We start from the raw sequence: 15,855 nt of genomic DNA, 5'->3' as shown, positions 1-15,855 counted from the left end.
CCCCAAAATAGACAATACGACCCAAAATGGTGCAGAAATACATATCAAAGAACTAATGTAGTGCCAATTACGCCATTCGTTAGCATAAACTGAGTTTTTATATCATTCTTTTCAACTTGATTCCATTCAATTCATTTAGACTTTCGATTCACTTGTCACTTATTTTTACAAACCATTCAATTATAAAAATTTATTGTTGTTTTTAAACGCGATTTTGGTCAGTCACATTCTCACTATAAAAATTGTATTTTCTCGAAATATTCAACATTGATCATTTGTTTTTGTTATGATTATTTCCTGCTATCTGTATCTCACTCCTTTTCTATACACATGGATATTGGGCTGTATAAATTTATAGATAGGCTCACCAAAATCAAAAGCACAATAAAGTGCAAGTTTTCAGAAGGTTATAATCATGCTTCTAATGATTGACAACTATGACAGTTTTACTTACAACATCGTTCAATACTTTGGCGAGTTGAATCAAGAAGTAAAAGTTGTTCGTAATGATCAAGTCACATTAGAGGATATTGAGCGATGGCAGCCGAAATACTTAGTGATCGGTCCTGGTCCATGTTCACCAAGCGAAGCAGGAATTTCTATTCCTGCAATCAATCACTTTGCTGGGAAAATTCCTTTACTCGGTGTCTGTTTAGGTCATCAAGCCATTGGACAGGCCTTTGGCGGAAATATTATTCGTGCGAAAACAGTCATGCACGGGCGCTTATCCGATATGCATCATAGTGATAAAGGCATTTTCAGTGATTTGCCTTCACCTTTTTCTGCCACGCGTTATCACTCATTAGTGATTGAGCAAGAAACGCTTCCTGATTGTTTAGAAGTCACATGTTGGACCAATCAAACAGATGGCACAATTGAAGAAATCATGGGTGTAAAACACAAAACAATGCCAGTTGAAGGTGTTCAGTTCCATCCTGAGTCTATTTTGAGCCAACATGGTCACCAGATTTTCAAAAACTTCCTCGATATTTACGCTTAAACAGATATTTAGTTTTAGATTTATCGCTGTAACAGCCTATTTAAATGAATGGGCTGTTTTTATTTTGAACATATAAAAAGTATATACAACCTATACATACAGGCACAAATTCCAGTTTTAAAATTAATCAGAAAAGTATTACCCCCAAACAATTCATTATTTTTCAATAATTAATACACTTTTCACATTTTTAAAAAACAAACCTTTCCATAAATTCAAAGTTAAATCGGCTGCTTTTTCATTTTTTAGATTAAGCATAGTGATAGGAATGATTAAGTTTATCAACAATCGGGTGCTAAAATCCCAAGTCATTTTTTAGCACACTTCGCCTGAAGCAAAGATCAGGATACTTATTGTGAATACATTAGTTTTATTGAATATTCTTGTTTTTATCCTGCTGCTAGCAGGATTGTTTTTCACCTATCGACATGACTGGAGTTTAGCCAAAAAAGTACTGATCGGTATGGTGGTCGGTATTTTCTTCGGTTTAGCACTCAAAACCATTTATGGTGATGGTCAAATTCTGGAAGATTCGGTCGCATGGTTCAACATTGTCGGTAATGGTTATGTTCAGCTATTACAAATGGTGATCATGCCACTCATTTTTATTTCAATTTTAAGTGCCGTGATCAAATTACACCAAACTACCTCTCTCGGAAAAATCAGTGTATTGGTGATTGGGATTTTATTAGCAACCACGGCAATCGCTGCTTTCGTTGGTGCAAGTATTACCAATTTATTTGGTCTAACAGCAGAAGGCTTAGTCCAAGGCGCGCAAGAAACTGCACGTTTAGCTGCAATAGAAAGTCAATATGTGGGTCAAGTTGCAGACTTAGATGTACCCAAATTATTGCTTTCATTGTTCCCACAAAATCCCTTTGCCGACTTAACAGGGATTCGTCCGACTGCAATTATTAGTGTCGTCATATTTTCTGCTTTTCTAGGTGTTGCTGCACTTAAACTCATGGAAAAAGATACTGTGAATGGCGAGCGAATCCGTCATGGAATCGAAGCGCTACAAGCACTTGTGATTAGTCTCGTTCGTTTGGTTATGCAATTTACCCCTTATGGTGTGCTTGCGTTGATGACCAAAATGGTCGCTACTGCAAATTTGGCGGACATTATCAAATTAGGTGAATTTGTAATTGCATCTTATTTGGGTCTGGCGATTATGTTAATCGTACATGCGCTTATATTGCTATTTGTACGCGTCAACCCTATCGATTTCTTTAAAAAAGCATTCCCTGTTTTAAGCTTTGCCTTTATTAGTCGTTCAAGTGCAGCCAGTATTCCTCTGAATATTGAAACCCAAACTAAGCAACTCGGTGTACCTGAAGGTATTGCCAGCTTTTCTGCATCATTTGGTGCAACGATTGGACAAAATGGTTGTGCTGGTTTATATCCTGCAATGCTTGCGGTGATGGTCGCACCAACCGTCGGCATCAACCCCCTTGATCCGCTGTGGATTGCACAACTGATTGTCATCGTAACACTTAGCTCGATCGGCGTGGCTGGTGTTGGTGGTGGCGCAACCTTTGCAGCGCTGATTGTTTTGCCAATCATGGGCTTACCAATCACCCTTGTTGCTTTACTGATCTCAATCGAACCACTGATTGATATGGGACGTACTGCCTTGAATGTGAATGGCTCTATGACTGCTGGTACAGCAACCAGCCAAATATTGGGCGTCAGAACGCCTGTAGAAGATCAGCCTCAACAAACCTAGAAATGATTATGCCAATCGACACCAATCGATTGGCATTTTTTTGAGCTGATTTATTAAAATTTAAGCAGCTACACCGCTTTTAAGATATGGACCTCTTGCCCAATTGCAATCATCCCTTCTCCTCGATGCAGGGCATTTTGCCCCATCATAACCTTATTTCCCTGCTTACGATATGCCAACATCGCCTGCATCACTTCTGGTTGCTTTTGACCTGACTCCAGATCAATGGTTGGAATAACACAACGAGAGCATGGTTTAACCAAATCAAATATCACTTCACCAATTTGTATTTTTTTCCATTGATCTTCGGCAAAAGCGTCACAACCTGAAACCACAATATTCGGTCTAAAACGTTGTACATCCAGTGGATAACCCACTTTTCCAGCAAGAAACTCAACAGATGCCTCACTTATAATAAGAAAAGGAAAACCATCAGCAAAACCGACTCGATCACCAAGCTCTGCATATTCCAAATCAACTTGGCGGACAGTCTCTTGCGGCATATAAACCAATTGCACTTCTCGCCCCAGTTTTTGACTCAACCAAGCATTCACTGGATGATCAATACGATTTCCAATGAGTTGATCGCGCCAAACTGTCACTAAACGCTCATCTTTTTGGCCTTGCGCTTCGACCATACTCAGTTCGATCTGCTCAGATTGATAATCAAAGCTTACACTTTCAGATGAAATCGTTACACCAATTTGCCCCATTTTTGGTACTTGTCTTTGCGTAATAAAACGACCATCTTTATCAACGATCATCCATCGACGATCCCACTTTGGTCCAAAGGCATCAATTTCCATTTCAATGCATTTATTGCCTCGACATGATTTCACTGGATAATGGAAAAGTTGACTGACACGCATGTTAAAATTCTCATAAAGACAAATTGAATAGTTCAGTAAAAAAATGCATAGACCAAAAACAGCATAATAGTTGAAAATTATAGCAATATGTCTAAATTTAAAGCATCACATAGTTTTTATTCAAAGCCTATAAAATCTGCATTATTTTCTGATAACATAACTCACTCGCTTTGAAAGCATGTATTACACCAAGGTCATACCGAACCCATTGCGATCAAATTATTCAATTTCTAAACTTCCAATCAATCATATTGCTGTAACACATGACTATGAATATCCAACAGGCACTCAATCACATTACTAAAAACATTCATTTGACTCAGTCACAAATGGAAAATGTCATGCGCAGCATTATGCAAGGTGAGGCAACCGATGCTCAAATCGGCGCACTAATGATGGGTTTGCGTATGAAGGGTGAGAGTATTGATGAAATCACTGCTGCAGCACGGATCATGCGTGAGTTCGCCATTAAAATTGATGTTAGTGATATTCCCCACCTCGTTGATATCGTCGGAACTGGCGGTGATGGTCAGAACTTATTTAATGTTTCAACAGCATCAAGTTTTGTAGTTGCAGCGGCTGGTGCGACCATTGCTAAACATGGAAATCGTGGTGTTTCGAGTAAGTCTGGCTCATCTGATGTGCTTGAACAAATGGGCATCCAGCTTGATCTGGACATGCAACAAACTGAACGTTGTATCCGTGAAATGGGCGTGGGTTTTCTGTTTGCACCTAATCACCATAAAGCAATGAAATATGCAGTTGCGCCTCGTCGTGAACTAGGTATTCGTAGTATTTTTAATTTACTTGGACCTTTAACCAATCCTGCTGGCGTAAATCGTTTTGTGATTGGGGTATTTTCAGATGAGCTTTGCCGACCAATCGCAGAAGTTTTAAAACAGCTTGGCGCTGTGCATGTATTGGTTGTTCATTCAAAAGATGGTTTAGATGAAATTAGTCTCGCAGCACCAACTGCTGTTGCCGAATTGAAAGATGGCGAAATTACTGAATGGACACTGACACCAGATGAAGTCGGTATTCCCTCTCAAACGCTGACAGGTTTAGTGGTAAACAGTTCTGAAGAAAGCTTAAAGCTGATCAAAGATGCTTTAGGTCGTAACAAATCTGAAATTGGTGAAAAAGCCGCAAATATGATTGCACTGAATGCTGCCGCTGGGATTTATGTTGCAGGACTCACTAAAACCTATAAACAAGCAGTTGAATTGGCACAAGATATTCTTTACGGCGGTCAAGCCCTAGAAAGAATGAGTATCTTGGCTGAATTCACCAAGACATTGAAACAATATCAAGCAGACTAAGGATTTCTCATGATCGATATTCAAAATACCATTCTCGGTAAAATTGTTGACCGCAAACATGAGGAACTTGCTGCACGTTTAAAACAACGTAGTTTGCATGATGTTGAGCAATGGGCAAAAGAAGCAACTCCTGTTCGTGGTTTTGCCAAGGCTTTACAGCATAAACGCCCTGCTGTAATTGCTGAAATTAAGAAAGCCTCTCCATCAAAAGGCATCATTCGTGCAAACTTCAATCCTGCTGTAATTGCACAACAATATGAACAAGCAGGTGCCGCCTGCTTATCGGTTCTGACCGACGTGGATTTCTTCCAAGGTGCTGATGAAAATATCGCAATCGCACGTAATCATTGTGCCTTGCCTGCATTACGTAAGGATTTCTTGGTTGATCCGTATAATGTCGTTGAAGCCCGTGCGTTACAAGCGGATTGTATTTTATTGATCGTGGCATGTTTATCTGATCAACAGCTTGAAGAAATGTCTAAGACTGCATTTGAGCATCAGCTTGATGTCTTAGTTGAAGTACATGATGAATATGAACTTGAACGCGCATTAAGGCTTTCTGAGCAATGTATTTTGGGCGTGAATAACCGTAATCTTAAAACTTTTGATGTGGATTTAAATACATCATTACGTTTAAAGAAATTGCTGCCTGCTTCTCGTGTATTGGTCACTGAGAGCGGTATCGCCACGCCTGCTGATGTAGAGATGATGCAAGCTAATGATATTCATACTTTCCTTGTTGGTGAAAGCTTTATGAAACAGCCTCATCCTGATCAGGCGTTTGCTGAACTGTTTGGTGAGCCTGAGTTGGTTTAAATTAATAAGGTTCAGGGTAAAAATTTTTGCCCTGAATCCAACATTTATTCATTAAAATATATAGGTTTTTATTAAATAAATAACAAGTAAAAAACTATTCCAATAGAATTAGATTTTAAAAGTAGTCTTATGAATGATATTCAAAATATTGAAATAGTTCACTCATATCTCATATTTCGCTAACTCTTAAAATTAATAACTTACTAAATAGGAGATTAGAATGTCTAAACAAAAATTTTGCATGGATTGCGGTAGCAGTTTAATTTTAAAAGAAATAGATAGCTATCAAAAACTTATTTGTAGCTCAAACTGTGGTTATATTCATTGGAACAATCCAACACCAGTCATTGCTATTTTAATAAAATATAAAGATAAATACTTAATTGCACACAATAGACAATGGCCTAAAGGCTTATATTCGACTATTTCAGGTTTTTTAGAAGAAAAAGAGACCATCTATGAATGTGCTATTAGAGAAACTAAAGAAGAATTAGGTCTAAATATTATTAAGAATAAAATTATAGATGCTTTTACATATAAAGAAATGAATCAATTAATTATCGCTATGTTTGCTGAATGTGAGGGAGAAATTTCTCTTAGCGATGAAATTGATGAATTTCGACTACTAACACTAGATGAACTAAAACTATTGGATGTAGGTCCTATGAAATTACTAGAATATATAATTTCAGAATGTGTGAATCAGGGCTTATTTAGTATGGATGTGTCCACACTATGAGTAGTCTTTTAATTTCCAATCCCAAAACTCAATGTTTTTTTCAAGTATAAAAAGTTAACTTACAACAAGTTGACTCTTTTATAATAGATTGAATAGCAACCATTTTAAAAACTATTGTCCCATCAAACTTTCTAAAACATTCCAATGAATGCAATTCAGTTCAAATCTCAGCAGATTCAGACTATAATTTTGCATCTATCACCTATCGTGCATCTTTTACTGAAATTATGAGCAAACATGATTCATCGCTTTCTAAAGATCAGTTTAATTTACTGAAGCAATTTAAAAAGCAGATCTCACAGCCACAGGTCAGCAAGATCGTGCAACAAGCTGAATCGAAAAAGGCTCAAGCTCTTGCTGAAGAATTGGAAGATACTGAGCTTTTTAAAAAAGCACTACAGGGTGTAAAACCGATCGCCAATGACAATATTGCCGATGTTAAACCAGCTCGTCGCAAAAAAGTAGATGCACAAACATTGGCAAAACGTGCTGCGGCTGAAGGTTCAATTGAACATGAGTCAGCAGAAATCTCTGATACCCAAGCCATCTTAAACCCTGTCGCAAGCCAAGCCACGCTCAGCTATCGCATCGCCACTTTGCAACACAAAGTTTTCGAAGACCTCAAAGCAGGTAAAATTCGCTGGTTTGAAGCAGTCGATTTACACGGTTGTACAGTTGAACAAGCACGCGCTGCGGTGTTACAGATTATCCAAATGGCAAAAGATGAAAACCAAAATGTTATTAAAATAGTACACGGCAAAGGTCCAGAAGCGATTTTAAAAACCTATGTCAATGGATGGCTCAGACAGCATCGTGATGTACTCGCTTTTGTCAGTGCACCAGAGACCCAAGGCGGTACTGGCGCGGTTCTTGTGCTGCTTAAACGTGCAGAAAAGAACCCAAAGTACAAACAATAATCGGCATTTGGTTCAAAATTAATTTTTTTAATCGTTTTCTGATACAATTCCCGTTTTGTTCAACCCACCTAAGTGAACATTTATATGTCTATGCAGCAATCGTACGCAAACATCTTAACTGCCGTTGGTGAAGATTTAACTCGCCCTGGCTTACAAGATACCCCTATGCGTGCGGCTAAAGCTTTTTCTTTTTTAACCTCTGGTTATAGTAAAACGCTTGAAGAAGTGACCAATAATGCGGTTTTCCCTTCCGATAACCATGAAATGGTATTGGTGAAGAACATCGAGTTTTACTCGCTTTGTGAACACCACCTACTTCCCTTTTATGGTCGTGTACATATCGCTTATTTACCTGAAGGTCAGGTCTTGGGTTTATCAAAATTTGCGCGTATTACTGAAATGTTTGCACGTCGTTTACAAATTCAGGAAAACTTGACCCAGCAAATCGCAGAAGCCGTGGCTGAAGTTACTCAAGCGCGTGGCGTAGCTGTGGTCATCGACTCAGCACATATGTGTATGATGATGCGTGGTGTTGGCAAACAAGAATCAACTACTCGTACCGTCTCTTTCGTGGGTGAGTTTAAAACGGATAAAGATGCGCGTCGTGAGTTTTTGAGTGCAGTTCCTGAAAGTTATTAATAACCGATTTGAGCATGAATAACATGTCATTTGTTTACTTAGCGGGTCATGGTGAATTAAATCAAGCTGAAGCCAATGTTGATTATCCTCGCCCTGATCGCTTAGTTAAAGGTAATCCTGAACGTCTGACCTACAGCCTATATGAACATACACATATGAGCTGTGGCATTTGGCAATGTGAAGTGGGTGCTTGGAACATCCAATTTGCAGACAACAAACAAGAATTTTTTCAGGTTCTTGAAGGTGTGGTGCGCATTCATGATGCAAAAAACCACTCTTTTATTGAGGTGACTGCTGGCAATGCGGGAATTATTCCTCCTGCATTTATTGGTACATTTGAAGTGATTGAGGCGGTTAAAAAATATTATGTCATAGTTGAAGTGTGATTATTTAAAACCACACTCATCCAATTAAACCTTTAGAAAAAGCGAACATACCCCAACCCTACTTTCGTCCAATCCTTACGATCTTGCTGTTCATATTTCCAATTCAAACGCAGCGCATTATTCGCATTCAAACTATACTGAACGTGTGTCCCTACTCTTAGATTCCATTGACTTTGATGCTGCCAATAAGGTAACTCAACTTGTAGCAAACTGTTCCACTGATCGGACCATTGATTCATACAACCCAACGTTGGTCCTACTCCGACACGCCAACCTTTGTCTAGCGCGCTTCCAGCTTGCAGATGCCCTTGCAATTGCGCATAACAGAGATGCTGACGATCATAATCCGCCAAACTATATCCCGCCTGCATATTCAGATTCATAACACCATGTTGCTGATCTTCACTAAACTGCCCTTTTTCGACTGCCTCTTGCTTCCAACCTAAATTAAATCCCCATGTGAGTGGCGCTTTAAATGGCTGAATCGGGTTATAAGAATTCACAGCCAATAGATCTAAGTGTTCAAGTTTTAATTTGTCATCACGATATTGCAATGCACCATTTAAAAAGAGCAACTGTGTTCCTAATCGATAGCCACCAGATGGATCTATTAAATCGTGATAGGCTTGTCGATGCCCTAACTCAACGAACTTTTGTCCTTGTACCTCACCAACATTCATAGAAAAATTGCGTGCATCATGCCCTTCAACAGGTTGAATTTTTGGACGTTCAGGTTCTTGGCGTTGTTTATCGATCTGGATTTGACTGCGCTTGGCAAGTAATTGTCGTAAATGAACTTGGGCGACATCACCATCGGCTTTATGGCTAATATATTGCAAATACAAATCATCGTATGCCATTTCTAAGATTTTAGCCTGATCTTGCGCACTATATGATGCCAAGACAGCGGAGACTTGTTCAATCGGTGAAAAAGCGACTTCATGAGCAACTTTGGCTAAAGCTGTACCGTGTTGTTTTGCTTGAGCCAGCAATTGTGTTTCTAAAGCTGGGCGATAGATTACCTCTTTGACCAACTGTTGCTGATCGACCGCTTTTAATGTTTCGATCGGAATAGCAGCATAATTAAATTGAGCTTTTAAGTTTAAATTTGGACGAACCAAATCAATTAAACCGAGTAAGCGATACGCACAATTATCGCTGACAAAATAGTAAGGAAAGCTCACATGCTGCATTTCCCAAATATGCTCAACCAAGAAACGCGTTTCTTCAGCGGTTAAATTCAGCTCATATTCCCACAAATCACGACTTTCAAAGTCACCGTACTCTTTTACTTTTCGATAATATGGCATCAAAGAATACTCACCAGGATACTGTCCTGTTAAACCTTTCCATGCATAAGACCAGTTATCTTGATTATTTACCGTTGCAGCATAATTCACTGCATAAGAAACTAAGTTTAATTCTTTTTGATCTTTTGGATCTAAACGCAATAATGTATGTCCAAACATTGAACTTGGATTGCCCATAAAATCGGTTGCGTAAATCAATGTCGCTTTATAAGGATTAATCTGATTAATCCATTCGTCAAATTCAGGACAATTCACCGCTGGTAGATGTTTAACATCAATATTTAACTGCTGCATTAACCAACGACTGCGTGCAGGAAATTTACATCGAAAAGACTGATTATCTGCCGACTCTAGAAATAATGCTTTTATATCTGCTTCTAATTCTTTATTTAAATTCGTTTTACCTTGTTCTGCATAAAAATAACCTTGATAGTCAACTTCACTTTTTCCAGATGAGTCTGCATACATTAAACGTTGCCAAGTAATCTGTTGATCTAATTTTTTTTGTTCGGCAAGTTGCAGGTAGTTTTGAATATTTGGCTCAATTGCAGCATGTGCAATATGAGATAAAAAGGCAGTAATCGCAAAAGTTAAAAATTTCATTCAGCAACAAATATTAAAATAATAAGAAAATAAGTATAAGAAAACCCTGTCACGAGGACAGGGTTTCGTCATGCAACAAATTAAACGTATGCTTTTAATACGTCATCATTTGCCATCACATTTTGTAAAGAGTCTAAAACTTGAAGAGAGTGTTGATTTTTACTTGAATAAATCTCAGCGAAGTTTGCTTTAGATACTGCAAAGAAGCGCGCCTTGTCTTCTGATTTAATTTGCATGAGTTCAGCAAGTACATTTAAGCTTTCGCCTTGACCTACTGCCATATCACGCGCTAAAGACTCAGCATTTTCATTGGTAAATGTCACAACTTGTGCAGTAACAGTTCCACCTTGACGGCAACCTAAAGTACCAAAAGTAATACCTAGTAATTGGTTAGTAAAAATACCATTGGTGGTCGCAGCAAGAATTTTAGGTCCAACACCTTTTTTACCAGCCCACACCTGTGTACCAACACCACAACCAACATCATTATCAGCCATTGCCATGGTTGAACCAGCAGCGAGTAATGCAGCTAATGCAATTTTTTTTAACATAAGAAAGTCTCCAGTATCAATTATTCTTCAATATTTGTTATTGCTATCGTGCCGTGAAAGTCACACACACAAAATAAAATAGCGAGGTTCAACTTTTTTAGCAAATGAAATTTGAAATATCGCTGAAATATTTATACAGATCCGTTTATAAATAAATTGATTAAGTTAAAGCGACTCTTATTTAGTTCAATCGCCAAGTTCCATTTTTGCCTCTAGTCCCTAAGATTTTAAGTACCAATACCAGACTTAATAGGAGCAATAAATACCAAGAACCAAGTTTTCCCCAACCGACCATATGCCAATTATTGATCTGACTTGGATAAAGCCAAATTTTATAAAAAGTACTGATGTTTTCCGCAATCCATATAAGAAATGCAAGCAACAGTAAAACAGGTAACATCGGAATTTTAAAACGATGCTGATCCAGCTGGAAATACAATTTGGTTTTCCAAAAAATCAACACACTCCAAATAAACAGCCCCATACGAATATCTGGAATAAAAAATTTGCTCATAAAATTAATATACGACAACACAGCCAATAACAGCATATTGCCGAAAGTGGGTAGGTTCTCAAATGAAACTTCATATAATCGCAATGATCGTGCAAAAAAACTGCCTACAGCCGAATACATAAAACCAGCAAATAGAGGCACTGTTAATAGTTTTAAAATGGCAGGTTGCGGATAGTGCCAAGATGCAATCGCTGGATGGGTCAGAAAAATTTCCATTCCCATGGCCATAATATGGAATAAAGCAATGACTTTGGCTTCTTCCCATGATTCGAGCTTTAAATACAACAAGCAAATCTGAATCACTAAGGCATAAAACAGCAGATAGTCATAGCGAAAGAAACCATAATACTCATGGCTACCCATCGGGGCGGTTAATGCAAATGCAATTAAAAGCAATATACCGAATAAAGCAGCCGAAACTGCCTTAGTCAAAAAACTGAGCAACAATACAATTAACTGCACAAAACCCGCCCTTCAAATGCGTTTAAAAATATCAGCCTAAATATTTGTGGCTGTATTCATGTACAGTATCAACAAAGATTTTAGGTTGTGCAGGGTCTACCCATTGGGTAATACCATGACCTAAGTTTGCAACATAACCTGTTTTTTCACCATTGGCATAAGCATCATCAAGCATTGCTTTCACTGCTTTTTCAATTGAAGCTGCCGAGCCATAAAGCACAGCTGGATCTAAGTTTCCTTGCAAAGCAACACGACCAGCAACCACATCACGCGCTGTATAAAGCGGTGTCGTCCAGTCCAAACCAACTGCGTCTGCACCAGTCGTAAGAATGGTTTCTAACCATTGGCCACCACCTTTTGTAAACACAATAATCGGAATACGACGCCCATCTTTTTCACGTTGCAGTCCAGCTATGATTTTGGTCATGTAATTCATCGAGAACTCAACATACTCTCGATGGGCAAGTGCACCACCCCAACTGTCAAAGATCTGAATCGCCTGTGCACCTGCATCAATTTGCGCATTGAGATAATCAATCACTGAATCTGCAAGATGGTCAAGCAAAGCATGTAACACTTCTGGCTGAGCGTACATCATCTGCTTAATGAAACGAAACTCTTTGCTCGAACCACCCTCAACCATATAAGTGGCTAAAGTCCAAGGACTACCTGAAAATCCGATCAGAGGAACTTGTCCATTTAATGCAGATCGAATAGTCGATACGGCATTCATCACATAAGCGAGATCAGATTTTGCATTTAACTTCGGTAAATTGGCAACGTCTTGTTCAGTACGAACGGTTTTATGAAACTTTGGACCTTCTCCAGTCTCAAAATATAGTCCCAAACCTAAAGCATCAGGCACAGTGAGAATATCTGAAAATAAAATCGCAGCATCTAGCTCATAGCGACGCAAAGGCTGTAAAGTCACCTCGCAAGCAAATTCAGCATTTTTGCATAAGGAAAGGAAGTCCCCTGCTTGCCCACGAGTTTCACGATATTCTGGTAAATAACGCCCTGCTTGACGCATCATCCATACTGGCGTGGTGTCTACAGGTTCACGTAACAAAGCTCGTAAAAAACGATCATTTTTCAACGTTGTCATTACCAATCTCTAAATTCTTTCAGGTGGTGGGCATAATAGCAAAAATCGCCCAAGATATATAATTCTATGCCATACATGTCTTGAACTGACGAAAAAATCGCTTGGTCACAAAATTGCTACTGCAAGCTTGATCATTTTCTGTAATACTTGCAAAGTCTTATATTCCTAAATGAATAATTCTTAAGGTTGAATTACATGTTTGTTCGCTCATTACTCGCTATGAGTTTAAGTTGTATTCTTGCTAATGTTGCTTTTGCTGCGCCAACAACTGAGCAAGCATTAAATCCCCAAAAGATTTCTGCAGTCCAAGATCCGATTGATCCTTTGGCAATTGATTACGCAGCACCGAGTAGCAGTGCTGTTACATCCGCTGCATCTGAACCTCAGCTTAGTCGAAATCCAGCTGCAGATGTCGCTCAAAAAATAGAAAATACACCAGAAACTGCTGTAACAGCAGCTCCAGCTCGTGAAGCGACATTGGATGCAGCAACAACTGTATCAAAAACGCCATCACAAGCCCCAGAAGTTCCTGCCTCATGGACTATGGACGCTATTAACTCTGCTGAATGGTATGAAGATATGCCACGACGCCAATTGCCTGCTTATGCACGTGCACATGTAATGTTAAACAATGCACATGCTTCACCAGGTGCAATTGACGGCGCAAATGGTCAAAACACATTAAAAGCAATTGCGTCATTTCAACAAATGAACGGTTTAACACCAACAGGTCAACTCACCAAAGAAACGTGGGATGCATTGGTTGCCAAACAAACTAAACCAGCATATGTCGAATACACCATTACAGAAGCAGATCTAAAAGTTCCGTATGTTGACTCAATCCCTTCAGATTATGCCTTACAAGCGAAAATGAAAGGGTTGCACTACACTCGCGTAACAGAAATGTTAGGTGAAAAGTTTCACATGGATGAACGATTCCTTAGACAGCTAAACCCTAAAGCAAACTTTAATAAAGTGGGCGAAAAAATCGTTGTTGCAAATGTACGCAATGATTTACCTGAAGATATTCATTTGATTGTGGCACATAAAGGTGCCAAACAACTTTATCTATTCAACAGCCGTAACCAAATGATTGCATCATTTCCTGCAACAATTGGCAGTACAAGTACGCCTTCTCCGACGGGTACTTACAAAGTAACGGGCGTTGCGAAAAACCCTTGGTACAGCTATTCGCCATCGAACTTTGTCCAAGGAAAAAATCTTAAGCCATTATCACTTCCACCTGGTCCAAATGGTCCAGTTGGTAATATCTGGATTGGTTTAAGCAAAAAATCATTTGGTATTCATGGTACACCAAACCCTTCTCTCATTTCTAAAACTGCATCACATGGTTGTATTCGTTTAACCAACTGGGATGCCAATGATTTGGGTAATAAAGTCCGCTCTGGGGTAACAGTAAGGTTCTTAGAGTAATTCAAATCATTTGAATAAAATAAAACCGAATATCATTCATTTGATCTTCGGTTTTTTTAATTTTTAATTTTTTCTTCGATATTTGGTAAAGGTTGATAATAAATCTGATTCCGCCCTAATTGCTTAGCGCGATACAATGCTTTATCAGCAGTATGAATTAACACGTCTTGGCTAATTTTTGGATTGCCATTAAAAACCGTGATCCCCAAACTGATGGTGACGTGATTTGAAACTAAGGATTTTTCATGCGGAATCATCTGTCGCTCGATGGCACGATAGATATTCGTAGCAACTGCATAAGCACCTTGTGCAGACGTTTGCGGTAAAAGGACCACAAACTCCTCTCCTCCGTAACGTGCAACAAAGTCCATATGTCTAATTGAACCTTTTATTGTTTTAGCGATTTCAGAAATCACTTGATCACCCATCTGATGACCATAAAAATCATTATAATTTTTAAAATAATCAATATCGATAAACAATACTGATAAGGATGTCTGTTCTTGACATGCTAGATCATAATAATAAGAACACATCTCTTCAAAAGTACGGCGATTTGACACATTGGTGAGTTCATCATGCTGACTCAAATGCAACAACTCGGAGGCCTGCAAACGTAGAATTTTTTCATCTATTTCTGAGATTTTTGACTTTAAAAATATTCTTCGCTCTTTAGAAGTAAGCATTACACTAATTGAGAAACCCAGCAATATACTGCCAATGAAAGTTCGCCCAATCATGAGAAAATCACAAGGAATATTAAATAAATACAGGAACAGCAGAATCACGAGAGCAGCAAAAGTGCCTATCACCAGCATATGTAATGGTTTAATACCACTTAGAATGAAACCCAACATATATAAGAAGGCAATCAGGACCATTGCCTGATTTTGAAGAACCACATTTGAAACACTCATCATCAGCAATGAAGAGAAAACAATAGTACAAAAAACAATTGAACATGATGCTGGATAAAACAAAGCGTTTAAATTTTTAAAGCGTGCAAACACCCAAAATAGAAAAAGTGAAGCACCAACCACGATTAAACTCAAAATACTGTAGATAAAATCTGGAATGAAATCGATACTTTCACGAATCACAACATAGTTAGAAGGAAGAATGAGTAATATAAAAATCGCATAGGTGATTACACCTTGACCAAAAAATTGAATCGCATTGACCCGTGTTCGATCGAGATTAAACTTCCAAAACTCATTTTCTAATTTTGTTGGTAGAGCCTGATGCGTTTTTTTTGATTTAAAATGCTGGACAACAAGCTGCTCCAGTGCTTCTTTAGACCTCCTTAACTGCTCAAGATCATATTGATTTTCCATCCTTTTTACTCTTCTTATAATACGGTATTTTTATGCTGGATAAAAATAACACAAATTCTCATTCCGTCGTGCACTTTACTTAACCACTTATCCGTAATTGTAGTTACCATTTTCACACTTTATGCATTATT

The 15,855-nt window shown here is 38.4% G+C and carries 15 protein-coding genes; 9 read left to right on the top strand and 6 right to left on the bottom strand.

The annotated features are described in order from the left end of the window. Window positions 1-415 precede the first annotated feature (415 nt). Both EXE30_RS10535 and EXE30_RS10530 read left to right on the top strand, forming a co-directional pair. Complete coding sequence (locus tag EXE30_RS10535; RefSeq protein WP_130162343.1) at window positions 416-1,000, top strand: anthranilate synthase component II; 585 nt, start codon at window positions 416-418, stop codon at window positions 998-1,000. A gap of 355 nt (window positions 1,001-1,355) precedes the next feature. Next, window positions 1,356-2,726, top strand: coding sequence for an L-cystine transporter (locus EXE30_RS10530; RefSeq protein ID WP_130162342.1), 1,371 nt, complete (start codon window positions 1,356-1,358; stop codon window positions 2,724-2,726). Between the two features lie 68 nt (window positions 2,727-2,794). Here the strand turns inward: EXE30_RS10530 and EXE30_RS10525 are convergent, their stop codons facing one another. Then, a complete protein-coding gene (locus EXE30_RS10525; protein WP_130162341.1) occupies window positions 2,795-3,595 on the bottom strand; it encodes an MOSC domain-containing protein in 801 nt (266 codons plus the stop codon). Window positions 3,596-3,864: 269 nt separating this feature from the next. Here EXE30_RS10525 and trpD point away from each other — a divergent pair, with 269 nt between their 5' ends. The 6 genes from trpD to EXE30_RS10495 all read left to right on the top strand — a co-directional run bounded on the left by trpD (window position 3,865) and on the right by EXE30_RS10495 (window position 8,411). Further along, window positions 3,865-4,914: an anthranilate phosphoribosyltransferase gene (gene trpD, locus EXE30_RS10520; protein ID WP_130162427.1), complete on the top strand. Its 1,050-nt coding sequence runs from the start codon at window positions 3,865-3,867 to the stop codon at window positions 4,912-4,914. A gap of 9 nt (window positions 4,915-4,923) precedes the next feature. After that, complete coding sequence (gene trpC, locus EXE30_RS10515) at window positions 4,924-5,730, top strand: indole-3-glycerol phosphate synthase TrpC (protein ID WP_130162340.1); 807 nt, start codon at window positions 4,924-4,926, stop codon at window positions 5,728-5,730. Between the two features lie 220 nt (window positions 5,731-5,950). After that, entirely contained in the window at window positions 5,951-6,469 is a 519-nt protein-coding gene (locus EXE30_RS10510) for an NUDIX domain-containing protein (RefSeq protein ID WP_130162339.1), read from the top strand. A gap of 227 nt (window positions 6,470-6,696) precedes the next feature. Continuing rightward, entirely contained in the window at window positions 6,697-7,386 is a 690-nt protein-coding gene (locus tag EXE30_RS10505; RefSeq protein WP_130162338.1) for a Smr/MutS family protein, read from the top strand. Window positions 7,387-7,476: 90 nt separating this feature from the next. After that, a complete protein-coding gene (folE, locus tag EXE30_RS10500) occupies window positions 7,477-8,025 on the top strand; it encodes a GTP cyclohydrolase I FolE (RefSeq protein WP_005197658.1) in 549 nt (182 codons plus the stop codon). Window positions 8,026-8,048: 23 nt separating this feature from the next. Further along, entirely contained in the window at window positions 8,049-8,411 is a 363-nt protein-coding gene (locus tag EXE30_RS10495) for a cupin domain-containing protein (RefSeq protein ID WP_130162337.1), read from the top strand. 32 nt (window positions 8,412-8,443) lie between these two features. Here the strand turns inward: EXE30_RS10495 and EXE30_RS10490 are convergent, their stop codons facing one another. The 4 genes from EXE30_RS10490 to hemE form a co-directional block, all read right to left on the bottom strand. After that, window positions 8,444-10,324: an Lnb N-terminal periplasmic domain-containing protein gene (locus EXE30_RS10490; protein WP_130162336.1), complete on the bottom strand. Its 1,881-nt coding sequence runs from the start codon at window positions 10,322-10,324 to the stop codon at window positions 8,444-8,446. Window positions 10,325-10,404: 80 nt separating this feature from the next. Next, on the bottom strand, window positions 10,405-10,875 hold the full coding sequence (locus tag EXE30_RS10485; protein ID WP_121929604.1) for a DUF3015 family protein: 471 nt from the start codon (window positions 10,873-10,875) through the stop codon (window positions 10,405-10,407). Between the two features lie 181 nt (window positions 10,876-11,056). Next, window positions 11,057-11,851, bottom strand: a complete 795-nt coding sequence (locus tag EXE30_RS10480) for a DUF817 family protein (RefSeq protein ID WP_130162335.1) — start codon at window positions 11,849-11,851, stop codon at window positions 11,057-11,059. Between the two features lie 31 nt (window positions 11,852-11,882). Continuing rightward, window positions 11,883-12,956 (bottom strand): uroporphyrinogen decarboxylase, encoded by a 1,074-nt coding sequence (gene hemE, locus EXE30_RS10475; protein WP_130162334.1) that lies wholly within the window; start codon window positions 12,954-12,956, stop codon window positions 11,883-11,885. Window positions 12,957-13,151: 195 nt separating this feature from the next. Here hemE and EXE30_RS10470 point away from each other — a divergent pair, with 195 nt between their 5' ends. Continuing rightward, a complete protein-coding gene (locus EXE30_RS10470; RefSeq protein ID WP_130162333.1) occupies window positions 13,152-14,390 on the top strand; it encodes a L,D-transpeptidase family protein in 1,239 nt (412 codons plus the stop codon). A gap of 56 nt (window positions 14,391-14,446) precedes the next feature. Here EXE30_RS10470 and EXE30_RS10465 read toward each other — a convergent pair whose 3' ends face one another. Then, window positions 14,447-15,724 carry a GGDEF domain-containing protein gene (locus tag EXE30_RS10465; protein ID WP_130162332.1) on the bottom strand — a complete coding sequence of 426 codons (1,278 nt, stop codon included), beginning with the start codon at window positions 15,722-15,724 and terminating at the stop codon, window positions 14,447-14,449. Between the last annotated feature and the right edge of the window lie 131 nt (window positions 15,725-15,855).

It is taken from the genome of Acinetobacter halotolerans, from assembly GCF_004208515.1.
Lineage (GTDB): Bacteria > Pseudomonadota > Gammaproteobacteria > Pseudomonadales > Moraxellaceae > Acinetobacter > Acinetobacter halotolerans.
The sequence above is the reverse complement of the archived record's forward strand: the minus strand, read 5'-3'. Positions and strand labels throughout refer to the sequence as shown.